Origin of the sequence: Micromonospora sp. WMMD714 (assembly GCF_029581315.1) — a bacterium.
GTDB lineage: Bacteria > Actinomycetota > Actinomycetes > Mycobacteriales > Micromonosporaceae > Micromonospora > Micromonospora rifamycinica.
Genome location: NZ_CP120744.1, coordinates 360,697 through 384,017, shown reverse-complemented (window position 1 = coordinate 384,017; position 23,321 = coordinate 360,697). Strand labels below are relative to the sequence as shown.

General features: G+C 73.2%; 22 protein-coding genes and 1 tRNA gene. 11 read left to right on the top strand and 12 right to left on the bottom strand.

Features of this window, described 5'->3' with window-relative positions:
- From O7625_RS01725 to O7625_RS01710, 4 genes are all read left to right on the top strand, one after another.
- Positions 1–306 carry a DUF6412 domain-containing protein gene (locus O7625_RS01725; protein ID WP_282343797.1) on the top strand — a complete coding sequence of 102 codons (306 nt, stop codon included), beginning with the start codon at positions 1–3 and terminating at the stop codon, positions 304–306.
- 127 nt (positions 307–433) lie between these two features.
- Positions 434–1,165 (top strand): membrane protein insertase YidC, encoded by a 732-nt coding sequence (gene yidC / locus O7625_RS01720; protein ID WP_282343795.1) that lies wholly within the window; start codon positions 434–436, stop codon positions 1,163–1,165.
- Positions 1,166–1,244: 79 nt separating this feature from the next.
- The gene (locus O7625_RS01715; RefSeq protein WP_282343793.1) at positions 1,245–2,681 is read left to right on the top strand and encodes a carbohydrate-binding protein; all 1,437 of its coding nucleotides are present in this window, start codon (positions 1,245–1,247) and stop codon (positions 2,679–2,681) included.
- 288 nt (positions 2,682–2,969) lie between these two features.
- Positions 2,970–4,532, top strand: a complete 1,563-nt coding sequence (locus tag O7625_RS01710) for a cellulose binding domain-containing protein (protein ID WP_282343791.1) — start codon at positions 2,970–2,972, stop codon at positions 4,530–4,532.
- Between the two features lie 56 nt (positions 4,533–4,588).
- On the opposite strand, the gene O7625_RS01705 is transcribed toward O7625_RS01710, so the two are convergent.
- Together O7625_RS01705 and O7625_RS01700 are read right to left on the bottom strand one after the other, a co-directional pair.
- On the bottom strand, positions 4,589–5,260 hold the full coding sequence (locus tag O7625_RS01705) for a DedA family protein (protein WP_067310215.1): 672 nt from the start codon (positions 5,258–5,260) through the stop codon (positions 4,589–4,591).
- A gap of 153 nt (positions 5,261–5,413) precedes the next feature.
- Complete coding sequence (locus O7625_RS01700; RefSeq protein ID WP_282343788.1) at positions 5,414–6,028, bottom strand: DUF1349 domain-containing protein; 615 nt, start codon at positions 6,026–6,028, stop codon at positions 5,414–5,416.
- Positions 6,029–6,195: 167 nt separating this feature from the next.
- Between O7625_RS01700 and O7625_RS01695 the strand changes: the two genes are divergently transcribed.
- Together O7625_RS01695 and fabG are read left to right on the top strand one after the other, a co-directional pair.
- The gene (locus O7625_RS01695; RefSeq protein WP_067310224.1) at positions 6,196–7,848 is read left to right on the top strand and encodes an alpha-amylase family protein; all 1,653 of its coding nucleotides are present in this window, start codon (positions 6,196–6,198) and stop codon (positions 7,846–7,848) included.
- Positions 7,849–7,988: 140 nt separating this feature from the next.
- Positions 7,989–8,747 (top strand): 3-oxoacyl-ACP reductase FabG, encoded by a 759-nt coding sequence (gene fabG, locus O7625_RS01690; RefSeq protein WP_282343786.1) that lies wholly within the window; start codon positions 7,989–7,991, stop codon positions 8,745–8,747.
- A gap of 47 nt (positions 8,748–8,794) precedes the next feature.
- Here fabG and O7625_RS01685 read toward each other — a convergent pair whose 3' ends face one another.
- Both O7625_RS01685 and O7625_RS01680 read right to left on the bottom strand, forming a co-directional pair.
- Positions 8,795–9,220: a hypothetical protein gene (locus O7625_RS01685; RefSeq protein ID WP_282343784.1), complete on the bottom strand. Its 426-nt coding sequence runs from the start codon at positions 9,218–9,220 to the stop codon at positions 8,795–8,797.
- Positions 9,213–9,608, bottom strand: coding sequence for a hypothetical protein (locus tag O7625_RS01680; protein ID WP_067310233.1), 396 nt, complete (start codon positions 9,606–9,608; stop codon positions 9,213–9,215). The genes O7625_RS01685 and O7625_RS01680 overlap by 8 nt, the downstream gene beginning before the upstream one ends.
- A 262-nt stretch (positions 9,609–9,870) precedes the next feature.
- On the opposite strand from O7625_RS01680, the gene O7625_RS01675 reads away from it, so the two are divergent.
- Positions 9,871–10,770: a Gfo/Idh/MocA family oxidoreductase gene (locus O7625_RS01675; RefSeq protein ID WP_282343782.1), complete on the top strand. Its 900-nt coding sequence runs from the start codon at positions 9,871–9,873 to the stop codon at positions 10,768–10,770.
- Positions 10,771–10,853: 83 nt separating this feature from the next.
- Here the strand turns inward: O7625_RS01675 and O7625_RS01670 are convergent, their stop codons facing one another.
- Positions 10,854–11,045 carry a DUF2795 domain-containing protein gene (locus O7625_RS01670; RefSeq protein ID WP_067310263.1) on the bottom strand — a complete coding sequence of 64 codons (192 nt, stop codon included), beginning with the start codon at positions 11,043–11,045 and terminating at the stop codon, positions 10,854–10,856.
- Between the two features lie 227 nt (positions 11,046–11,272).
- Between O7625_RS01670 and O7625_RS01665 the strand changes: the two genes are divergently transcribed.
- On the top strand, positions 11,273–12,529 hold the full coding sequence (locus O7625_RS01665) for an erythromycin esterase family protein (protein WP_282343779.1): 1,257 nt from the start codon (positions 11,273–11,275) through the stop codon (positions 12,527–12,529).
- A 141-nt stretch (positions 12,530–12,670) separates the two neighbouring features.
- Here the strand turns inward: O7625_RS01665 and O7625_RS01660 are convergent, their stop codons facing one another.
- The 3 genes from O7625_RS01660 to O7625_RS01650 all read right to left on the bottom strand — a co-directional run bounded on the left by O7625_RS01660 (position 12,671) and on the right by O7625_RS01650 (position 16,104).
- The gene (locus tag O7625_RS01660; RefSeq protein ID WP_282343777.1) at positions 12,671–14,911 is read right to left on the bottom strand and encodes an MMPL family transporter; all 2,241 of its coding nucleotides are present in this window, start codon (positions 14,909–14,911) and stop codon (positions 12,671–12,673) included.
- A 13-nt stretch (positions 14,912–14,924) separates the two neighbouring features.
- Complete coding sequence (locus O7625_RS01655; protein ID WP_282343774.1) at positions 14,925–15,512, bottom strand: TetR/AcrR family transcriptional regulator; 588 nt, start codon at positions 15,510–15,512, stop codon at positions 14,925–14,927.
- A 259-nt stretch (positions 15,513–15,771) separates the two neighbouring features.
- Positions 15,772–16,104, bottom strand: coding sequence for a helix-turn-helix domain-containing protein (locus tag O7625_RS01650; RefSeq protein ID WP_067310269.1), 333 nt, complete (start codon positions 16,102–16,104; stop codon positions 15,772–15,774).
- A gap of 199 nt (positions 16,105–16,303) precedes the next feature.
- On the opposite strand from O7625_RS01650, the gene ligD reads away from it, so the two are divergent.
- The gene (gene ligD, locus O7625_RS01645) at positions 16,304–17,266 is read left to right on the top strand and encodes a non-homologous end-joining DNA ligase (protein WP_282343772.1); all 963 of its coding nucleotides are present in this window, start codon (positions 16,304–16,306) and stop codon (positions 17,264–17,266) included.
- 151 nt (positions 17,267–17,417) lie between these two features.
- Here the strand turns inward: ligD and O7625_RS01640 are convergent.
- The 4 genes from O7625_RS01640 to O7625_RS01625 form a co-directional block, all read right to left on the bottom strand.
- Positions 17,418–17,492 (bottom strand) — tRNA-Arg (locus tag O7625_RS01640).
- A gap of 163 nt (positions 17,493–17,655) precedes the next feature.
- Positions 17,656–18,351, bottom strand: coding sequence for a winged helix-turn-helix domain-containing protein (locus O7625_RS01635; protein WP_282346774.1), 696 nt, complete (start codon positions 18,349–18,351; stop codon positions 17,656–17,658).
- A gap of 237 nt (positions 18,352–18,588) precedes the next feature.
- Positions 18,589–19,257, bottom strand: coding sequence for a DUF305 domain-containing protein (locus O7625_RS01630; protein WP_282343770.1), 669 nt, complete (start codon positions 19,255–19,257; stop codon positions 18,589–18,591).
- Between the two features lie 10 nt (positions 19,258–19,267).
- Positions 19,268–20,083 carry a DUF3105 domain-containing protein gene (locus O7625_RS01625; RefSeq protein ID WP_067313545.1) on the bottom strand — a complete coding sequence of 272 codons (816 nt, stop codon included), beginning with the start codon at positions 20,081–20,083 and terminating at the stop codon, positions 19,268–19,270.
- Between the two features lie 98 nt (positions 20,084–20,181).
- On the opposite strand from O7625_RS01625, the gene argS reads away from it, so the two are divergent.
- Together argS and lysA are read left to right on the top strand one after the other, a co-directional pair.
- Positions 20,182–21,846 (top strand): arginine--tRNA ligase, encoded by a 1,665-nt coding sequence (argS, locus tag O7625_RS01620; protein ID WP_282343767.1) that lies wholly within the window; start codon positions 20,182–20,184, stop codon positions 21,844–21,846.
- Positions 21,847–21,931: 85 nt separating this feature from the next.
- A complete protein-coding gene (gene lysA / locus O7625_RS01615; RefSeq protein WP_282343765.1) occupies positions 21,932–23,317 on the top strand; it encodes a diaminopimelate decarboxylase in 1,386 nt (461 codons plus the stop codon).
- The last annotated feature ends 4 nt before the right edge of the window (positions 23,318–23,321 follow it).

Here is a 23,321-nt window from a genome sequence, read left to right as displayed (position 1 = left end):
GTGTCGGGGCTGCGGATGGTGACGGGTCTGTGGGCGTACACGCTCGTCGGGCTGACGTTGCTCGCGGACCGGCCGGGCGACCTGCTGGCCGGGGCGGCGGTGGTGGCCGCGCTGCTGCTGGTCGCCCTGCTGGCGGCCCGGCCCCGGCCGGCGGTCGGGTCGGGTGGCGGGCGGCGGCAGGCGGTCGGGTTACGGGCCCGGCGTCGGGACGTGCCCCGCCAGGTCGATCCGGACGCGCCGGGTCGGCCGCGTCCCCGGGCACCCGGGGGTTCCCCGCCGGTCGGCTGGTCCCCGGTCGCGGGCTGATTCCGCGCGCCGCCGACCCCCGACCGGTTCCGTCGTCAACCGTCGCACTGTGGAGCACCGGCAGCCCTGACGGGCGGCCGGCAGCCGTCCCGTGCGGACGACCGGATTCGGCCCGAGGGGTTCCATCATGCTCGCCTTCTCACCTGTGCACGACGCGGCCGCCGCCGCGGGTTCCGTCGTCGGCTGGCTCGCCGAGCTGCTGACGCCGCTGGCCGGCGGGGCCGCCACCGCCGCCGCGATCGTCGCCTTCACCATCGTCGTCCGCCTGTTGATCTCACCGCTCACCGTCGCCCAGGTCCGCGCGGAGCGGCGTCGCGCGGCGCTCGCCCCGCAGCTGCGCCAGCTCCAGCAGCGGTACGCGGGCGACCCGGCGACGTTGCAGTCGGAGGTGTTCGCGCTCTACCGCCGGGCCGGGGCGTCGCCGGTGGCGGGGTGCCTGCCGGCGCTGCTCCAGGCGCCGTTCTTCCTGGTCATGTACCGGCTGTTCGGCACCGGTGACGGTGCCGTCGGGCTGCTCGACGCGCGGCTGGCCGGGGTGCCGCTGGGCTGGCACCTGGGCGACGGTTTGTCGCCGTCGGTGCTGCTGGTCTTCGGGGTGCTGCTGGCGACCCTGGCCGGCCTGGCCACGGTGCTGTCCCGGCGGGCGGCGGCGTCGGCCGCCGTCCCGGGCGACCAGCCGGGAGCGGCGCTGCTGGCCCGGGTGCTGCCGCTGCTGCCGTACGGCACGGTGCTGCTGGCGCTGGTGGTGCCGTTGGCGGCGGTGCTCTACCTGGTCACCACGACCGGGTGGACGGTCGCCGAGCACGTGCTGCTGCGCCGGCCGCGACCGGAACCGGTCGAAGCCATCGACGAGCGTTGACAAGTGCGGGGACGGGAGCGTAGAAAACCGCTCAGAGAGCGCTCTCTAAGCTCCCGTCCCCGATGGAGAGGCACCCCCGATGAACGCTGTCCCGGCGGCTCCGGTCGCCCCCACCGCCCCGCGCCGGCCCCGTCGCCGGCTCGCCCTGGCGGTCACCCTCGCCGCCGCCACCGCGCTGACCGGCGTCTCGGTCGCCGCGCAGGCCGCCGTCCCGACGCCGCCGTCGGGGTGGAGCCTGGTGTGGAGCGACGACTTCACCGGCGCGGCCGGCACCCTGCCGTCCTCGGCCAACTGGATCGTCGACACCGGCACCAGCTACCCCGGCGGCCCGGCCAACTGGGGCACCGGCGAGATCCAGACGTACACCGGCAGCACCGCCAACCTGGCCCACGACGGGTCCGGCAACCTGCGGATCACCCCGCTGCGCGACTCCGGCGGCCGGTGGACCTCGGCCCGGATCGAGACGGTCCGCACCGACTTCAAGCCGCCGACCGGCGGGGTGCTGGCGATCGAGGGGCGGATCCAGATGCCCAACGTCACCGGCGCGCAGGCGGCCGGCTACTGGCCGGCGTTCTGGGCGCTCGGCTCGCCGTACCGGGGCAACTACCAGAACTGGCCGGGCATCGGCGAGATCGACGTGATGGAGAACGTCAACGGGCTCAACCAGGTGTGGGGCGCGCTGCACTGCGGGGTCGCCCCGGGCGGGCCGTGCAACGAGTTCAGCGGGCTGGGCGCCACCCGGGTCTGCCCCGGCAGCGCCTGCCAGGCCGCCTTCCACACCTACCGCACCGAGTGGGACACCTCGGTCAGCCCGCAGCAACTGCGCTGGTACGTCGACGGGCAGCTGTTCCACACCGTCACCCAGACCCAGGTCGGGGCCAGCTACTGGGCGCAGATGACCGGCCACGGTGGCTACTTCCTGCTGCTCAACGTGGCGATGGGCGGCTCCTTCCCGGACGGGGTGGCCGGTGCCGTCACGCCGACCGGCTCGACCGTCTCCGGCCGGCCGATGGTGGTCGACTACGTCGCGGTCTACCGCCGGGGTGGCGGCTCCACCCCGACGCCGACCCCCACCACGCCGGCCCCGACCACGCCGCCCCCGTCGGGCACCGTGGACGCCTACTCGACGATCCAGGCCGAGGCGTTCTCGGCGCAGAACGGGGTGGCCGTCGAGACGTGCGCCGAGGGCGGGCAGAACATCGCCGCGCTGCGCAACGGCGACTGGGCCCGCTACGACAACGTGGACTTCGGCACCAGCGGGCCGCGCGACTTCCTGGCCCGGGTGGCCTCCGGCGCGGCGGGCGGGGTGAGCGGCCTGGTCGAGGTGCGGCTGGACAGCCCGACCGGCACCCCGATCGGCAGCTTCGCGCTGGCCAACACCGGAGGCTGGCAGAGCTGGCGGTCGGTGCCCGGCAACGTGTCGGCGGTGACCGGCCGGCACAGCGTCTACCTCACCTTCAGCAGTGGCCAGCCGGCCGACTTCGTCAACGTCAACTGGTTCACCTTCCGCCGCTGACCGGGCGGTGCGGGGTCCGTGCCGGGGTGGCGCGGACCCCGCACCCATGCGCCGGGCCGGCTCGCGCCCCGGCGACCGCCCGTGCCGAGGTGGTCGGGAGGCGGCGGGGAGCGGGGCGGCCGGAACGGGCTCTGGACATTAACAGTTAAGAGTCTTAATAATGAGCGCGGACGTGGACGACCGTGGATCGGTTCCCCGGTCGTCCCGGCGGTCCCACCCCCGGACCGCGCCCCCGGCCCGCGCAGGCGGACCGGTCGCACCCCCCGCCCCGGTCCCTGGAGGCCACCCGTGAGACTCCGCTCCCCCCGCGCGGCCACCCTCGCCGTCGCGCTCGCCGCAGCCCTGGTCACCGGCACGATCGTGGCCCCGCCGGCCGCGTCCGCCGCCACCGCCGCCTTCGTCCGCACCGCCAGCTGGAGCAGCGGGTACGAGGCGAAGTTCACCGTCACCAACGACACCTCGACCGCCGTCAGCTCGTGGAACGTCCAGTTCGACCTGCCGTCCGGCAGCACCGTCGGCTCGTTCTGGGACGCCCGGCTCAGCAGCTCCGGCCAGCACGTCACCGCCCTCAACCAGAGCTGGAACGGCAGCCTCGCGCCGGGTGCCAGCACCACCTTCGGCTTCGTCGTCGCGGGCACCGGCGACCCGGTCAACTGCACGGTCAACGGCGCGGCCTGCACCGGCGGCGGCCCCGGCAACCCGACCGGCCCGGCCACCCCGGGCGGGCTGCGGGTCACCGGCACCACCGCCTCCTCGGCCACGCTGGCCTGGAACGCCGTCTCCGGCACGGTCACCGGCTACCGGGTCTACGAGGGCGGCACGGTCAAGGCCACCGTCACCGGCACCTCGACCACCGTCTCCGGGCTGGCCGCCTGCTCCGCACACAGCTGGACCGTCACGGCGTACAACGCGGCCGGCGAGTCGGCGAAGTCGTCCCCGGTGTCGGCCACCACCACCGGCTGCACCGGCGGCACCGGCACGATGGCCGCCGCCCCCTACCTCTACCCGGGCTGGGGTGACCCGCCCGCCCCGGCGACGGTGATGGGGGCGACCGGGGTGAAGTGGTTCACCATCGCGTTCGTGCTCTCCGGCGGTGGCTGCACCCCGGCCTGGGACGGCTCCGGGCCGCTCACCGGGGGCGCGCACGCCAGCACCATCGCCGCGATCCGGGCGGCCGGCGGCGACGTCATCCCGTCGTTCGGCGGCTGGAGCGGCAACAAGCTCGGCCCGAACTGCGCGTCGGCCAGTGCCCTCGCCGGGGCGTACCAGCAGGTGATCAACGCGTACGGCCTGAAGGCGATCGACGTCGACATCGAGAACAGCGACGAGTTCGAGAACGAGGTGGTGCAGGACCGCATCCTCGGCGCGCTGAAGATCGTCAAGCAGAACAACCCGGGGATCAGGACGATCGTCACCTTCGGCACCTCGACCACCGGGCCGTCGTACTACGGCACCCGGCTGATCAACCAGGCCGCCGCGCTCGGCGCGAACATCGACACCTTCACCATCATGCCGTTCGACTTCGGCGGCGGGGCGAACATGTACCAGAACACCGTCAACGCCGCCGAAGGGCTGAAGACCACGCTGAAGGCGGCGTTCGGCTGGTCGGACGCGACCGCGTACGCGCACATGGGCATCAGCGGCATGAACGGGCTCTCCGACCAGCAGGAGCTGACCTCGCCGGCCACCTGGACCCAGATCCGGGACTGGGCCAAGGCGCGGGGGCTGTCCCGCTTCACCTTCTGGTCGGTCAACCGGGACCGCCCGTGCCCGGGGGGCGGGGTGGTCGCCAACTGCTCCGGCATCGCCCAGAACCTGTGGGAGTTCACCTCGATCACCGCACGGTACTGAGCACCACCGCCCGGTGGGGCCGGCCGGTCCGGCCTCCCGGGCGGGCCGGCTCCCGGTCAGCGGCCGGTGGTCACCGACCGCCGGTCGTCCCGGTCGCGGCGGGAGCGGATCTTCCTGGCCGCCCAGCTCCCGATCATGACGGCGAAGACCGCGAAGATGGCGTAGTTGAACCAGTCGCTGTACTTCTCCACGTCCTGCCAGCGCGAACCCAGGGTGTAGCCGAGGCCGACGACCAGTGCGTTCCACACCCCGCTGCCGAGTGTGGTGAGCAGCACGAACTCGCCCATCGGCATCCGGTTCGCGCCGGCCGGGACGGAGACCAGGCTGCGCACCACCGGCACCAGCCGGCCGATCAGCACCGCCCACCGGCCGTGCCGCTCGAACCAGCGGTCGGCCTTCTCCAGGTCGTCCCGGTCGACCAGCGGGATGCGGTCCAGCCAGTGCTTGAGCCGCTCCTCGCCGATCGCCGCGCCGAGCCAGTAGAGCACCAGCGCGCCGACCAGCGAACCGACGGTGGCGGCGGCGACGATCACCACCAGGTTGAACCGGCCCTCGGCGGCGAGGTAGCCCGCCATCGCCAGCACGATCTCGCTGGGGATCGGCGGGATGATGCTCTCCAACGCCACCAGGAAGGCGACGCCGACCGCCCCGAGGGAGTCGATGACGCTCGCCACCCAACCGGTCAGCCCGGTGAACTTGTTCGGGTCGACGTCCTGGGCGAGAGCCATTGTCGTCCTTTCCACGGGGCCGGTGGGATCGGACAGTGTTACCCGCCGGGCCGCCGCTCACACCTGGTCGTGGGCGATCCCACCCGCCGCCGCCCGGCCTGCTGACCCGGCCGACCCCGGCCGCGGCCGGACCGGCCCCGGCTGATCCGGGGGTCAGTCCGTCGGGTGCAGCGCCGGATCCGCCGCCCCGCGCCGCCAGCCGGTGAACCGCACGGTCAACCCGGCCCGGGAGGGCGAGCAGCAGAACGGCCCGGCCAGCGCGACCGCGTCCGGGGCGAGCGGGGCGAGCCGGACCAGCCGCCACGGCGTACCGGCGGTGCGCGCCCGGACGGTCAGCGCGTCGCCGTCCCGGCTGACCCGCACGGTCACCTCGTGCCCGTTCCAGTCCGGCACCGGGGCCACCGACCAGTCCGAGACCTCCCGGGTGACCACCGCGCCGACCTGCGGCAACCCGTCGCTGATCTCCACCCCGGCCTTCACCCAGTTCCGTTCGTCCACCCGGACCAGCACCCCGGCCTGGTCGAACTGCGCCGTGTAGTCCAGCACGAAGGTCACCTCGACCGCGGTGCCGACGGGGAACCCGGCGAGCAGCGCCGACCCGTCGTCGTGGACGAAGCCGTAGCCGGTGTGCCGCCACAGGTCGCTCTCCGCCCCCGGCTCCACCAGCAGGCCACCATCGTCGGTCCGCTCCACCCGCACGGGTGGGTGCAGCCACCGGCCCTCGTCCCAGTCCACCACGCGGGCGCCCACCGTCGGATGATCAGCCATGCCGGCACCGTACCCCGGCCGGCGGCGCGGGGGCGGTGACCCGGATGCCCGGCGCGGGAGGGTGACCCGGGCGCCCGCTGCGGGAGGCGGTGACCCGGGCGCCCGGCGCGGCCACCGGAGGAGGGTTCGCGTTTGCGGGGCGGGCGGATCGGAGACATTAGGCCGGCATGGGTGACAGGTGGTACTCCGAGGCCGTCGTCTACTGCCTCGACGTCGACACGTACGCGGACTCCGACGGTGACGGGATCGGTGACTTCCGGGGCCTGATCGGGCGACTCGACTACCTGGCGCGGCTGGGGGTGACCTGCCTCTGGCTCAACCCGATCCATCCCTCGCCCAACCAGGACGACGGCTACGACGCGACCGACTTCTACAACGTCGACCCGCGACTGGGAACCCTCGGCGACTTCGCCGAACTGCTGCACCAGGCCCGGAACCGGGGCATCCGGGTGATCATCGACCTGGTGGTCAACCACACCTCCGACCAGCACCCGTGGTTCCAGTCCGCCCGCTCCTCGCCCGACTCGCCGTACCGTGACTGGTACGTCTGGGCCGACCACGAGCCGGCGGACCGGCACCAGGGGATGGTCTTCCCGGGCGAGCAGCACGAGACGTGGAGCTACGACCGGACCGCCAAGGCGTGGTACTACCACCGCTTCTACCGGTTCCAGCCGGACCTGAACATCGAGAACCCGAAGGTCCGCGCCGAGATCAAGAAGATCACCTCGTTCTGGCTCCAGCTCGGTGTCTCCGGGTTCCGGATGGACGCCGTGCCGTTCATCATCGAGCAGACCGAACCGGGCAACCCGAACGCGCCCAAGGACTTCGACTTCCTCACCGACCTGCGCCAGCACGTCCAGTGGCGACGCGGCGACGCGGTGCTGCTGGCCGAGGCGAACGTCGAGCCCGACCAGCTGCCGGTCTACTTCGGCGACGGCAGCGGCTCGGGCAACCGGATCCACATGCTCTTCGACTTCATGCTCAACGGCCGGCTCATGCTCGCCCTCGCCCGGGAGGACCCGGAGGCGATCATCGACGCGCTGCGCGACACCCCGAAGCTGCCCACCGGCGGCCAGTGGGCCACCTTCCTGCGCAACCACGACGAGATCGACCTGTCCCGGCTCACCGCCGACCAGCGCAACGACGTGCTGGCGAAGTTCGGCCCGGACGAGAACATGCAGCTCTACGGCCGGGGCATCAGGCGGCGGCTCGCCCCGATGCTCGGCAACGACAGGCGGCACATCGAGCTGGCGTACGCGCTCCAGTTCTCGCTGCGCGGCACGCCGGTACTGCGCTACGGCGAGGAGATCGGGATGGGGGAGAACCTCGCGCTCGACGGGCGGGACGCGATCCGTACCCCGATGCAGTGGTCGTACAAGGAGAACGCCGGCTTCTCCACGGCGGACCCGGAGAAGCTGATCCGCCCGGTGATCGACCAGGGTGACTTCGGCTACCAGAAGGTCAACGTCACCGCCCAACGGGGCGACGCGACGTCGCTGCTGGCCTGGTTCGAGCGGATGATCCGGACGCTGCGGGAGGCCCCGGAGATCGGCTCCGGCTCGACCTCGCACATCGACGTGCCGATGCCGGCCGGGGTGCTCGCACACCGCGCCGACGGCCCCACCGGCACGATGGTCTTCCTGCACAACCTCGGCACCGAGGACGTCGAGGTGGATCTGAGCAGCGTGGCCCCCGAGGCGGACCTGCCGATCGACGTCCTCACCGACCGGGGTTACGGCGACGTGGGCAAGCTGGACAGCCTCAAGCTGGCCGGGCACGGCTACCGCTGGATCCGGCTCTGCCGCTCCACCGGCTACTGACCCGCCACCACTGCACTGACCCGCCACCACTGACCCGCACCCGTCGCCGGCCGGCAGCGTCGCCGGCCGGCGACGGGTCCGTCCGGGCCACCGTTGCGTTAAGCTCCTCCGATCGAGCCACAAGTTACCGGGAGGTAATCGTGTCGGAGGAGACCCGCGTCGCCATCGTGACCGGAGCCGCGCGCGGCATCGGCGCGGCCACCGCCCGGCGGTTGGCCGCCGACGGCATGGCGGTCGCCGTGGTCGACATCGAGGAGTCGGCGACCGGGCAGACGGTGGACGCGATCACCGCCGCGGGCGGCCGGGCGCTCGGGGTCGGCGCCGACGTCGCCGACCGGGCACAGGTGGAGGCCGCCGTCGCGCGGGTCGCCAGCGAGCTGGGCGAGCCGACCGTGCTCGTCAACAATGCCGGGGTGCTGCGGGACAACCTGCTGTTCAAGATGACCGACGCCGACTGGGACACCGTGCTGGGCGTGCACCTGCGCGGTGCGTTCCTGTTCAGCCAGGCCACCCAGCGGCACATGGTCGAGCAGAAGTACGGCCGGATCGTCAACCTTTCCAGCACCTCCGCGCTGGGCAACCGGGGCCAGGCCAACTACGCGGCGGCGAAGGCGGGCCTCCAGGGCTTCACCAAGACCCTCGCCATCGAGCTGGGGCCGTTCGGGGTCACCGTCAACGCGGTCGCCCCCGGCTTCATCGTCACCGACATGACCGCCGCCACCGCCGCCCGGATGAAGGTCGACTTCGACGCCCTCCAGAAGCACGCCGCCGCCGAGATCCCGGTCCGCCGCCCCGGCCGACCGGAGGACGTCGCGCACACCATCTCGTTCCTGGCCAGCGAGGGCGCGTCCTTCGTCTCCGGGCAGGTCATCTACGTCGCCGGCGGGCCGAAGGACTGACCATCCCGCCTGCCGCCTGCCGCCTGCCGCCTGCCGCCCCGGGGGCCTCAGGCGTGGGGGCGGGTGGCGGCGCGGGTACGCCAGAGCCAGAGCAGCCCCAGCACCGGCAACACCAGCGGAATGTAGCCGTACCCGCTGCCGAAGCCGGACCAGACCGTCTCGTCGGGGAAGAGTTCGGCGTCGACCAGGCTGAGTACTCCGACGCCGACCACCCCCACCAGCTCCACCGAGCAGCAGACCAGCGCGACCCGGCGGCCGGCGTGCCCGGCGCGGGCCAGCCCGACCGCCGCCACGATGTAGATCACCGCAGCCATCGCCGAGAGCAGGTACGCCACCGGCGCCTCGTCGAACTTCGTGGCGATCTGCAGCCCGGCCCGGGAGGTGGCGGCGATGGCGAACAGGATGTAGACGGCGATCAGCAGCCGGCCCGGTCCCGCGTTGGTGGCGGGGTGCGTCGCGCGGGTGTCAGCCACCGGCGACCTCCCAGGTCTGTTGCAGCCGGACCACGACCACCGGCAGGACCAGGCAGACCGCGCAGACGATCGCCGACCCCCACCGGGTCGGCTCCATCCGGGCCAGCACCCAGGCCAGCGGAGGCAGGCAGACCAGCGTCACCAGGTATCCGAAGAACGCGCCCGGCTCGCCGGCCCGCTCACCCCCGGCGACGGCGACCAGGGCCAGCACGGTCAGCACCAGCAGCGCCACCTCCAGCAGGCCCAGGCCGACGGACTGCGCGAGGTCCGGCGGCCGGTGCCGGACCGCCGCCACCAGAGCCCAGAGCGCGAGTACGAGCGACAGGACGATCGTCACCGTGGCGGGGACGCCGTCCACCGGCGAACCGGCCGACGCCGCACCGGTCATCGCGGACGTCCGATGGGTGTGTCGTTCACCGGCACAGCCTACTGACCGCCACGGCACGCCCGGACGGCCATGTCGGCTGCGGCCTGCGGTACGGCGCGTCGGCTGCGGCCCGCTGGGCGGCGTGCATCGCTTCGGTCCCCTGGGCGGCGTGCATCGCTGCGGCCCGTGGTGCGGCGTGCATCGCTGCGGCCCGCTGGGCGGGCGACTAGCGTGGGCGTCGGCCACGGGCTCCCGTGGCCGACGACGACACCGGGGGTTCCTCGTGCTGCGGTTCGGCCTGTTCGGCACCGGTCACTGGGCGGCGCAGACGCACGGCGCCGGGCTGGCCGCGCATCCGCGCGCCGAGGTGGTGGGCGTCTGGGGGCGCAACCCGGAACGGGCCGCGGCGTTGGCCGCCCGGCACGGCGTACCGGCGTTCGACGAGGTCGACGCGCTGCTCGACGTCTGCGACGCGGTGGCCGTGGCGCTGCCCCCGGAAGTACAGGCCGAGATCGCCGTCCGGGCCGCCACCGCAGGCCGGCACCTGCTGTTGGACAAGCCCCTGGCGCTGGCGACCGCCGACGCCGACCGGGTCGTCGCCGCCGCGCAGGCCGCCGGGGTGGCCTCGGTCGTCTTCTTCACCCAGCGGTTCCTGCCCAACATCGACGCCTTTCTCGCCGCCACCGCCGCGGCCGGCGGCTGGCAGCACGCCCGGGCCGTCCAGCTCGCCTCGATCTACCAGCCCGGCAATCCGTACGCCGACTCCGCCTGGCGGCGGGAGCAGGGCGCGCTGTGGGACCTCGGCCCGCACGCGTTGTCGATCGTCCTGCCGGTGCTCGGCCGGGTCACCCGGGTGGCGGCGGTGGACGGCCCCCGGGGCCTGGTGCACCTGCTGCTCACCCACGACGGCGGTGCGACCAGCGCACTGTCGCTGACCCTGGACGCGCCACCGGCGGCGGTCACCCGGGACTACACCTTCTACGGCGAGAACGGCACCAGTTCCGTCCCACCGGGCGACGGCAGCGCGCTGACCGCGTTCGGCACCGCTGTCGACCAGCTCATGGCACAGGTCGACGCGGGTACCCGGGACCACCGGTGCGACGTCCGGTTCGGCCGGGAGGTGGTGGCCGTCCTGGCGGCGGCGGAGACCGCCCGCGCCGAGGCCCGCACCGTCGCCGTCTGACCCGGCCCGCCGAGGTCGGTGCCGCCGACCGGGTCGCCCCGCCCACCGGCCGCCCGCGCTGTCCGCCTCCCGGTCGTCCGTGGTCAGGTGAGGGTGCCGAGGGCCTCGTGCAGCGCGGCCGGGTCGTCGAACCGCTCGACGGGCAGGGTACGCAGCGCCTGGAGCAGTTCGGTGCTCGCGCCGTTCTCCTGCCCCCAGCGGACCAGGTCCTCCCGGGAGACCGGATAGTCGAGGCCGGCCAGGTACTCCTGCAACCGCATCCCGGTGCCGCTCATGACCGTCCGGCTACCCGTTCCGGCCGCCGCCACACCGCCGACACCGAACGGCACGGGAATGGGCGGCCCGGACCGGGATCGGGCGGCCCGGGTCGGGACCGTCCGGGTCGGGGCGGCGGTTCGGGCGGGACCTCCGGGTCGGGCGGCGGGGTCGGGATCGTCCGGGGCGGCGGGACGGTCCGGTCCGGGCGGCGTTTGTCCGCCGACGCTGCCGGGTAGCCCCGCCCATGCTGGTACAGCGGCTCGGTACGCCGGGCGACTTCGACCCGCTGCTGAGCCGGGTCCGGAACGCCCGTGTGGTCATGATCGGCGAGGCGACGCACGGCAGCCACGACTACTACCGGTTACGCGAGCAGCTCACCCGGCGGCTGGTCGCCGAGCAGGGGTTCGACTTCGTGGCGGTGGAGGGGGACTGGCCGGCCTGTGACCGGGTGCACCGGTCGGTGGTCGGCGCACCCGGCGGGGCACCGGACCCGCGTACCGCACTGGGGTGTTTCACCCGGTGGCCGACCTGGATGTGGGCCAACGCCGAGGTGGACCGGTTCTGCCGCTGGCTGCGGGCGTGGAACCTGCAACGTCCCGAGGGGGAGCGGACCGGCTTCCACGGGCTGGACGTCTACAGCCTCGGGGAGTCCATGCAGGCGATCTTCGACTATCTCGGCGAGGAGGACCCGGCCGCGATGGAGGCGGCGCAGGACGCGTACCGGTGCTTCGAGCCGTACGGCGGGCGGGTCGAGGATTACGGCGCGGCCAGCCGGTTCGTCTCGGCGCGCTGCGAGGAGGAGGTGGTCCGGCTGCTGGCGCGTACCCGGGCGCATGTCCTCTCGGACGGCCCGGAGGCCTTCGCGGCCTGGCAGAACGCGGAGGTGGTGGCCGGTGCGGAACGGTACTACCGGGCGATGGTGCACGGCGGGCCGGATTCCTGGAACGTGCGGGACATCCACATGGCGGACACCCTGGACCGGTTGCTGGACCGCTACGGCCCGGGAGCACGTGGGATCGTCTGGGCGCACAACACCCACATCGGGGACGCCCGCGCCACCGACATGGCCGGCGACGGGATGGTCAACATCGGGCAGCTGGCCCGGGAGCGGTGGGGCCGGGACGCGGTGGCGTTGATCGGCCTCGGCGGCTACCGGGGGACGGTGATCGCGGCCCCGCACTGGGGTTCACCGGCCGAGGTGATGACGGTGCCGCCGGCCCGGGAGGGTTCGGTGGAACACCGGCTGCACGAGTTGCTGCCGGAGCGGGCGGTGCTCGTCTTCGGGGGCGCCGACCAGCCCGCCTGGTTCACCGGTGTGGCCGACCACCGGGCCATCGGGGTGGTCTACGACCCGGCCGCCGAGCGCTGGGGCAACTACGTGCCCACCCGGCTGGCCGATCGCTACGACGCCTTCGTCTGGTGCGACGACTCCACCGCCCTGCACCCGCTCCCCGCCATGACCACCGTCGGCGAGCTGGAAACCTACCCCTCCGGCCTCTGACCCACCCCACACACCGCCCCCACCCTGCTGCCCGGACCCCACCCTGCTGGTGGATCATGGGGTTGTGGTGCCCGGTCGGTGGGTTTCTGCCACCATTGTCCGGCACCACAACCCCATGATCGACAGGGGTGGGGGTGGGGGTTAGGCGTTGACGGGGTGCTTGTCGAGGTGGGCGCGGAGGCCCTCGCCCTCGATGTCGACGTTGGGCAGGGCCCGGTCGAGCCAGCGGGGGAGCCACCAGGCCCGGGTGTTGAGCAGCGACATCACCGCGGGCACGATGGTCATCCGGACCACGAAGGCGTCGATGGCGACACCGACCGCCAGCGCGAAGCCCATCGACTTGATCACCGGGTCGTCGAGGAACACGAAGCCGCCGAAGACCGACATCATGATCAGCGCGGCGGCGGTGACCACCCGCGCGCCGTGCCCCATCCCGTTGATGGTGGCCTGCCGGGCGGTGTCCCCGTGCACGAAGTCCTCCCGCATCCGGGAGACCAGGAAGACCTCGTAGTCCATGGCCAGGCCGAACAGGATGCCGATCAGCAGGATCGGCAGGAAGCTGATCAGCGGGGCCGGGCTGTCCAGGCCGACCAGGCTGGCCAGGTGGCCCTGCTGGAACACCGCGACGGTGATGCCGAAGGTGGCGGCGACGGTGAGCAGGAAGCCCAGGGCGGCCTTCACCGGCACCAGGATCGACCGGAAGACCAGCATCAGCAGCAGGATCGACAACCCCACCACCAGCAGCAGGTAGACCGGCATCGCGTCGGCGAGCTTCTCGGACACGTCGATGCCGATCGCGGTCACACCGGTCAGCAGCACCTCGGCGTTACCGACCGAGCCCACCCGGTCCCGGATGTCGTGGACCAGGGTCTCGGTGGCGGCGTCGGTCGGACCGCTCTTCGGGATCACCCCGATCAGCGCCGTGCGCCCGGACGGGTCGAGCTGCGGCGGAGCCACCGCCAACACCCCTTCGGTACGCTGGACCAGCGCCGTGACCTGCGGCACCGCGGTCGCGGTGTCCTGCGGGGAATCCGAGGTGACCACCACGGCGAGCCGGCCGGTGAACCCCGGACCGAAGCCCTCCCGGATCAGGTCGGCGCTGGTCCGGGCCGGGCTGCCCACCGGGGCGGTGCTGGCGTCCGGCAGGGCGATCCGCATGTCCTGGGCCGGTAGGGCGAGCAGCCCCAGGCCGAGCAGGCCGACCAGGATGACCGGGATGCGCAGCCGGGTCACCCAGTGCGCCCAGCGGAAACCGAAACCGGAGCGGTCCTCGGCTGCCGGCGCGGCCCGGTGGGCGGCCCCGGTCGCCTCGGTGACCTCGGTCGCCCCGGTGGTCTCGGTCGCCCCGGCGGCGGGCGCGTCCCCGGCCCTGCGCAGCTTGCGGGGGAGCACCCGGCGGCCGGCGAAACCGAGGAGCGCCGGAGCCAGGGTGACCGCCACCAGCACCGCCACGCTGACCGTGCCGGCGGCGGCCAGACCCATCACGGTGAGGAACGGGATGCCGACGACGGCGAGGCCGGCGAGCGCGATGACCACGGTGGCGCCGGCGAAGAGGACGGCGGAACCGGCGGTGCCGACGGCCCGGCCGACCGCCTCCTCGGGGGTGAGTCCTTCGAGCAGGTGCTGCCGGTGCCGGGAGGTGATGAACAGCGAGTAGTCGATGCCGACCGCCAGACCCAGCATCAGGGCCAGGATGGGCGCGGTGCTGGTCAGCTCCACCGCGCCGCTGAGGGCGAACAGCCCGGCCATGCCGACCCCGACGCCGATCAGCGCGTTCAGCATGGTCATTCCGGCGGCGACCAGCGAGCCGAAGGTGATGATCAGGACGATCGCGGCGACCAGCACACCCAGCGCCTCGGTCGAGCCGACCTCCGGCTCGGCGTTGAGCACCTCACCGCCGGGGGCGATCTGCCAGCCCTGCGCCTCGGCCTTCGCGCCGACCTTCTCGTACGCCTCGCGCTGGTCGGCGGTGACGTCGTCGCCGCCGGTGGCGAACTGCACCTGGATCAGCGCGAACCGGCCGTTGGGGGTGATCGCCTGGGACTGGTACGGGTCGACCGCGCCGACGACGCCGGGCAGCGTCGCCGCCTCCTGGACGACCTCCTTGACCACGGCCTGCCCCTCGGGGGTGGTCAGCTGGCCATCCGCCGGGGCCTTCACCGCGATGGTGCCGGTGGCGCCGCTGGCCGCCGGGAACCGCTCGGCGAGCAGGTCCAGCGCCTGCTGCGACTCGGTGCCGGGCATGGTGAAGTTGCTGGCCGTCGGCCCCTTGAGGGTGGCGGCGGCGATGCCGAGGCCGACGAGTACGACGAGCCAGACGGCGACGACGAGTCGCCGGCGGCGCAACGATGCCCGGCCTAGCCGGTACAGCAGGGTCGCCATCAGATCCTTGTCCTCAATCCTGGTGTTGGTGGTCGGGAGTTGGCGGTGGTGGCGGCGGTGCGGGAGTCACGAGGACCCGCTGGGCGACGGCCAGCAGGGCGGGACGCAGTTCGTCGTCGGGGATGTCGGCGAACGCGCCGCACCCCTCGGCGATGCCGGCGAGCAGCACCAGCGCGGCGACCCGCGCGTCCTGCCCGCCGTCGGGGCCGGTCATCGCCTCGATCAGCCGTTCCGAGATGCGCTGGATGTGGGCGAAGGCGGGCTGGGCGAGCAGCTCCGGGAACTCTCCGCGGAGCAGCGTGATCTCGCCCCGGAACCGCACCGCGAGGTCGACGAAGCCCTCCGCCGCCGCCCGCTGCGCCGCCACCCCGGACAGTGCCGAGATCCGCTCGTCCAGCTCGCAGAGCGCCGAGATGGGCCCGGCCATCAGCTCGGCGAGCAGGGTCTCCTTGCCGGCGAAGTGGTAGAGCACCGCCGCCTTGGAACAGCCCACCTCGCGGGCGATGTCCTGCAACGAGGTGCCCTTGTAACCGGTCACCGCGAACCGTCGGGCCGCCGCGGCGAGGATCTCGCCGTGGGTGCGGGGGGCGCGTCGGATCATGCGTTCCAGCATGCCTGACCGATCGGTCAGACACTGACCGATCGGTCAGAGAAAGAGGGTGGCGTTCACCACAGGCCCGCCTCCGCGCCCGGTGGACCGTCCGCGCCGTACACCGTGCTCCGGGGACCGCCGGCCTCCCGGAGTCGCGGCTGGGACCTCACGGCCGGTCGGGCCTGACGGCCGGTCGGGCCTGACGGCCGGTCGGGCCTGACGGTCGGTCGGGCCTGACGGTCGGTCGGGCCTGACGGTCGGTCGGGCCTCACGGCCGGTCGTGCCCGCGGTCGTAGGTGGCCCGTGCCTCGCTGATCGCCGCGCGGTGCCGCTGCGCCCAGGCGGTCAGGGCCAGCAGCGGCTCGTACAACTCCATCGCCATCGGGGTGGCCCGGTACTCGACCTTCGGCGGCACGGTCGGATAGGCCCGGCGGTGCAGCAGTCCGTCCCGTTCCAGGTTACGCAGGGTCAGGGTGAGCATCCGTCGGCTGATCCCCTCCACCCGCCGCTCCAACTCGGAGAAGCGAACCGGTCCCGGGGAGGCGGCCAGCAGGATGCCGATGCTCCACTTGCCGCCCACCCGGTCCAGCGCCTCCCGCAGCGTGCAGCCGTCCTCCCGCCCGCCGACGGCGCAGCCGTCGCCGCTGGCTTCCGCGTCGGCGCAGCCGTCGCCGTGTTCCTGGGACACGAGGCTCCTCCTTCCGCCGGTGCCATCGTCACAGACGAACGTCGGGGCGACGGATCCGTGGGTCGCCCGGGTCGGGGTTGCGCCGGGCCGGTGCGGCCGGAAGGGTGGACGGATGGCCGGGGTACAGGAGACGCGGGGCGGGGTCGGCCTGACCAACCTGGGTCAGCCCCTGCTCGCCGGGGGCGAGGTGACCAAGCGGGACCTGGTCGACTATCTGGACGCCGTGCGCGACCGCATCCTGCCCGGCCTGCGCGACCGGCCGCTGTCGGTGGTCCGGCTGCTGCGCGGGCAGGAGCCGTTCATGCAGAAGAACCTGCCGACGTACACCCCGGAATGGGTACGCCGCACCGCGATCTGGGCCGAGACCTCCCACCGCCAGGTGTCGTACGCGCTCTGCGACGACCGGCGCACCCTGCTCTGGTTCGCCAACCAGCGCGCCGTCGAGTACCACCCGGCGCTGGTCACCGCGACCCACCCGGAGCAACCCACCCATCTGGTGCTCGACCTCGACCCGCCCGAGGGGGACGCCTTCCCGGCGGTGGCCCGGGTCGCCGGGGCGGTGCGCCGGGCACTCGCCGACGTCGGGCTGGCCGGCGCGGTGAAGACCAGCGGCGGCAAGGGGCTGCACATCTTCGTCCCGGTGTACCCGGACACCACCGCCGAGGAGGTGGCCGCCGCCACCCGGGCGCTCGCCCTGCACACCGAACGCCTCGATCCGGAATCCGCCACCACGGCGTTCATCCGCGAGGACCGGGGTGGGCGGGTGTTCGTCGACCCGACCCGGTCCGGCGGGGCGACCGTGGTGGCCGCGTACAGCCCCCGGCTACGCCCCGGGCTGCCGGTGTCGTTCCCGGTTGCCTGGGACGACCTCGACACCGTCACCCCCGGCGACTTCACCGTACGGACCGTCCCCGCGTTGCTCGACGACCGGGATCCGTGGGCCGGGGCGATGCCCGCGCCGCAGCGGCTCCCGGCCGACCTGGTGGCCGAGGGACGCACCATCCCGGTGCCCCGGGTGCAGGCGATGCACGAGGGGAAACGCCGCGCCAAGGCCCGCCGCGAGACCGGCCACTGACGGCCCGCCGCCCGGCCGCCGACGGTCCTGCCCCGCCTGCCGCCCGGCCGCTGAGGGTCCTGCCGCCTGCCGGCGGCTGACGGCCGGACATACGACGAAGGCCGCTGATCGGGTTTCCCCTGGTCAGCGGCCTTCTCGTGCTGGTCGTCCGTGGTGCCCCCGGCAGGATTCGAACCTGCGCCCCCGCCTCCGGAGGGCGGTGCTCTATCCCCTGAGCTACGGGGGCTCAGCGACCTGAGAAGAGTAGCAAACCCCTCCGGGATCACCGAATCGCCACCCGGCCCCCACCGGCGCACCCCGCTGACCTGCGTGATCATGGCAGCGGGCAGGTCGGGGCCGACCGCGACGACCGGCGGCGGCGGAGCGCCACCGGCAGCCGGCCCGGCTGGTCAGGCGGCGGCCAGGGCGCGACCGCAGCTCGGCAGCGGGTGCAGGGCGATGCGCCGGGGGAGCCGGCGCGGCCATTCGTTGCGGGGCCAGGAGCCGTCCACGATCAGGTGCACCGGGTGCTGGTCGGCGCCGCTGAGCCGGAACACGAAGTCGCGGGGCAGCGGCGGGTCCACGCTCGGCGTGGTCACCATGAACCGGACCCGGCCCCGGGACGACACCGCCGAGACGACCTCGGCGGCCGGCATGGTGCCCCGCAGCCGTACCCGGCCGATCCAGTAGACCTCCGCGTCGTGTTCCTGGGCGGCCCGGGTGATGGCCGGGTACTCGCCGCGTACCCAGCGTTCGACCGCGCCGACGCAGAGCCCGCAGGCCCGTTCGCGCGGCTCCCGGGGGCCGAGCCCCCAGGCCCGCAGGTACGCCCCGACCGTGCCGGCGTCGATCGTCAGGTCGAAGCGGCGCTGGATCAGCGCGGCCAGGCTCTGCCGCGTCCACAGCTCCTCGTCCAGCCCGAAGTCGTCGGGGTGGACGCCCCGCAGCACGTCGATCAGTTCGAGTTCCTGTTCCCGGCTGAGCGCTCCCGACTCGCCCTGCCGGTGTCCGCGACGGGCGGCTGCCACCGCTCCGTCACCGCCGATGGTGTGGCGTCGGCACCAACTGGTGACCGAGCGCCGCGCGTCTCTGAGTGCAACCCCCACGTCCTGCGCAACGAGCACGAATCACAACTGGTCACGATATGTAGGTAGAAAAGTCTCTTAGGTCTTCAAAGGTGCGCGACGCGCGAAAAACGCAAAACGCCCATAACTCTCATAAGGTGTCAGGGTGGGCGTGCCGACTCCCGGGGGGCGCGGGGAAGGTCTGGGGCAGGCCCGCGGACGCGCGCAGGCCCGCGTCCGCCGGAGCGGGACGCGGGCCTGCCGGCGCGCGGGAGTGGGTCAGCCGCCCAGGCGCTTCAGGGCGTTCTGCAGGTTGGTCAGGTCGGTCTGCTGGGTGTTCTTCATGGTCTGCGCCACCGTGCGGACGTCGTCGTCGCCACCGGCGTCGAGGATGCCCTGGATCATGTGGATGCCGCCGAGGTGGTGCTTGATCATCATCTGGAGGAAGAGGACGTCCAGCTCGCGCCCCTGGGCAACGCGCAGCTTCGCCATCTCCTCCGGGGTCGCCATGCCCGGCATCAGACCGTTTTCGATCTTGCCGGTGCCGTCCGGCATCCAGGCCATCCGGGGCTGGTCGCCGGTCGGGTCGAGCCCCCACGACCGCAGCCAGGTCTGCATGGTACCGATCTCGCCCTGCTGGCCGGTGGCGATGTCGCCACCGATCTGGCGTACCTCCGGGTCGGTGCCCCGGTCGAAGGCGATCAGCCCCATCTCCACCGCCTGGGCGTGGTGGGTGGTCATGTCCCGGGCGAAGCCCGCCTCCGCGGAGTCGTCGCCCGGCCGGGTCAACGTCGGGGTCAGCAGGCCGCCCGCGTACCCGAGGAGGAGGCCGACCACGACGGCGGCGGCCAGGGCGAGCACGCCGTAGCGGCCGGCGGGCCGCCGGTCACCGGAACCGGTGACCGAGGGCTCGGCCGACGGGGTGCTGGTCGTCACGGAGGCGGTCATCGCCACGTCCTCACTGGGTGGGGGGCTGCTGCTGTTGCTGCGGGACGTTGTCGCGCGGGGCCGTGCCGGTGGCCGTGATGCCCTGGCCGCAGTTGGCGTTCGGACCCTCGACCGAGGCGTTCACCCGCAGCGTCTTGATGAACTCGTCGATCCGGCTGTCGTCGGCGTTGTCGACCTTGAGCTGGTAGCCCCACGCCTGGAGCGAGATCGGCTTGTCCAGCCCCTCGAACGGGCTGAGCATCGCCTTCTCCACACCCTGCACCTTGCTCCGGAGCTTGCTGACCTGGTCGGCCGGCAGGTCGGGGCGGTAGGTGACCCAGACGGTGCCGTGCTCCAGGCTGTGCACCGCGTGCTCGTTGGCGATCGGGGCGTCGTAGACGTCACCCATGCAGTTCTGCCAGGCCGGGTTGTGCGGGCCGGCGACCGGCGGGAGGACGTCGTACTTGATCGCGCCCTGCTGGTGCTGACCGCCCTGGACGAGCTTGGGGTCCTTCTCCCGGAAGTCGACGATGCCGTCGATGTCGGCGGCCCGCTGCTCCCAGGACTTGGAACCCTGGAAGGCCGCGTACGCGCCGTAGCCGATGATCGAGACGGCGAGCACACCCACGGCGACGAACAGGGCGATCGGACCCCAGGAACGGCCCTGGCTGACCTTCACCGGGGTGATCGGCTTGCGGGGGCCCTTGCCGCCCGACGTCTGCCGGGGTGCGGCGGACTTGGCTGCCCCGGGCTTGGCGCCGGACGCGGGCCGGCCCGCCGCCGGCTTCTTGCCGGTGCTGACCACGGTCGGACGGCGCTCAGGGCCGCCCGGGGTGCTGATGCTCATCGTGCCTCGTCAGGTCGGTCGGTCAGGGGATCTGGCGGGCCGGGTGACGCTCAGGGTCGCCGCCGAGTGCCCGAGTCTACCCCCGATAACATGGTTCGGTGACTCCCGCAGAACTCGCCGAGGTCGTCCTCTCCGCAGCCCACGCCGTTTTCACCGAGCGCGGGCTCGACCCCGCCGCGCTTCCGGGGCGTACGACGGTGGAGCGACCGCGTAACCCCGACCACGGCGACTACGCCTCGACGCTGGCCCTCCAGCTCAGCAAGAAGGTCGGCGTCCCGCCCCGGGAGCTGGCCGCCGCGCTGGCCGGGCAGCTCGGCCGGGCGGCCGGGGTCAAGTCGGTGGAGATCGCCGGCCCGGGGTTCCTCAACATCCGGCTCGACGCCGCCGCCGCCGGCCAGCTGGCCCGGGTGATCGTCGAGGCCGGCGAGGAGTACGGCCGCAGCGACCGGCTCGCCGGCCAGCGGATCAACCTGGAGTTCGTCTCGGCGAACCCGACCGGCCCGGTGCACATCGGCGGGGTCCGCTGGGCCGCCGTCGGTGACGCGCTCAGCCGGCTGCTGCGGGCCGCCGGCGCGGACGTCGGCACCGAGTACTACTTCAACGACGCCGGGTCGCAGATCGACCGGTTCGCCCGGTCGCTGCTGTGCGCGGCGAAGGGCGAGCCGGCCCCCGAGGACGGCTACGGCGGGGCGTACATCGCCGAGATCGCCGAGCAGGTCCGGGCGGTCCGGCCGGACGTGCTCGACCTGCCCGACGGCGAGGCCCAGGAGGTGTTCCGGGTCGAGGGCGTCACGCTGATGTTCGCCGAGATCAAGTCCTCGTTGCGCGGCTTCGGGGTGGAGTTCGACACCTACTTCAACGAGAAGGACCTGCACGACCGGGGCGAGCTGGACCTCGCCCTGGCCCGGCTCGGGGCGCAGGGCCACCTGTACGAGGCCGACGGCGCGACCTGGCTGCGCACCACTGACTTCGGTGACGACAAGGACCGGGTGCTGCGCAAGTCCAACGGCGAGTGGACGTACTTCGCCGCCGACTGCGCCTACTACCTGGACAAGCGGGAGCGCGGCTTCGAGCGGGTCGTGATCATGCTGGGCGCCGACCACCACGGCTACCTCGGCCGGATGAGGGCGATGTCCGCCTGCTTCGGCGACGACCCGGCGGTCAACCTGGAGATCCTCATCGGCCAGCTGGTCAACCTGGTCCGCGACGGCGTCCCGGTGCGGATGAGCAAGCGGGCCGGCACCGTGGTCACCCTGGAGGACCTGGTCGAGGCGATCGGGGTGGACGCGGCCCGCTACGCGCTGGCCCGCTACTCCAGCGACTCGCCGATCGACATCGACGTGGAGCTGTGGACCCGGGCCACCCGCGACAACCCGGTCTACTACGTGCAGTACGTCGCGGCCCGGACGGCCAGCGTCGGCCGCAACGCCGCCGAGGTCGGCCTGGGCCGGGGCGACGGGGCCGGCTTCGACCCCGGGCTGCTCGACCACGACAAGGAGAACGAGCTGCTCAAGGCGCTCGCCGAATTCCCCGCCGTGGTCGCCGCCGCCGCCGAGCTGCGCGAGCCGCACCGGGTGGCCCGCTACCTGGAGGACCTGGCCGGGGCGTACCACCGGTTCTACGACAACTGCCGGATCCTGCCGCGCGGCGACGAGGAGGTCACCGACCTGCACCGGGCCCGGCTCTGGCTCAACGACGCCACCCGCACGGTGATCGCCAACGGGCTGCGCCTGCTCGGCGTCTCCGCCCCGGAGAGGATGTAGCCCTGATGCGTACCCGAGGAACGGGCCTGCGTCGACAGGTCGGCGCAGGCCGGCGGTCGCCGCGGCCCCGGGGCGGCGGTCGCTGATGCGCGCCCACGAAGCCGGTGCGATGCACGGCGACATCGGGGACCGGGGGCCGGGCTGGCTGCGGCCCCCGGCCGACGTCAACACCCTGGTCCCGCAGCTCTGGCCGCGCCAGGTGGAGCGCGGCGCGGACGGCGCGCTGACCGTCGCGGGGCTCGACGTGCGCGAGCTGGCCGCCGGGTACGGCACCCCGGCGTACGTCCTCGACGAGGACGACCTGCGCTCGCGCGCCCGGGACTTCCGGGCCGCCTTCCCCGACGTGGACGTCTACTACGCCGGGAAGGCGTTCCTCTGCCGGGCGGTGGTCCGGATGATCGCCGAGGAGGGGCTGCACCTGGACGTCTGCTCCGGCGGCGAGCTGGCCACCGCGCTGTCGGCCGGGATGCCGGCGGAGCGGATCGGCTTCCACGGCAACAACAAGTCGGTCGCCGAGCTGACCCGGGCGCTGGACGCCGGGGTGGGCCGGATCATCCTCGACTCGTTCACCGAGATCGACCGGCTGACCGCGCTGGCCCGGGAGCGCGGGGTCCGCCCCGGCGTGCTGATCCGGGTCACCGTCGGGGTGGAGGCGCACACCCACGAGTTCATCGCCACCGCCCACGAGGACCAGAAGTTCGGCTTCTCGCTGGCCGGCGGGGCCGCCGCCGCGGCCGCCTTCACGGTCCTCGACGAGGGCGTGCTGGACCTGCGCGGGCTGCACTCGCACATCGGCTCGCAGATCTTCGACACCAGCGGTTTCGAGGTCTCCGCCCGCCGGGTGCTCGCCCTGCAGGCGCAGATCCGCGACGCGCGCGGGGTGGAGCTGCCCGAGCTGGACCTGGGCGGCGGCTTCGGCATCGCGTACACCACCCAGGACGACCCGGCCACCCCGGACGAGCTGGCCAAGCGGCTCCGCAAGATCGTCGACTCGGAGTGCGCGGCGGAGAACCTGGCCGTCCCGCACCTGTCGATCGAGCCGGGCCGGGCCATCGTCGGTCCCGCCGTGTTCACCCTGTACACGGTCGGCACCGTCAAGGACGTCGACGGGCTGCGGACGTACGTCAGCGTGGACGGCGGGATGAGCGACAACATCCGGACCGCCCTCTACGACGCGTCCTACTCGGCGACGCTGGCCGACCGGGCCTCGACCGCCGAGCCGCTGCTGGCCCGCGTGGTGGGAAAGCACTGTGAGTCCGGGGACATCGTGGTGAAGGATGAATTCCTGCCCGCCGACGTGCAGCCCGGAGATCTTGTCGCGGTCCCCGGCACGGGGGCGTACTGCCGCAGCATGGCCAGCAACTACAACCATGTGCCCCGCCCCCCGGTGGTCGCGGTGCGTGACGGCCGAGCCCGGCTGATCGTTCGACGGGAAACCGAAGAAGACCTGCTCGCCTTGGATGTGGGATGACGTC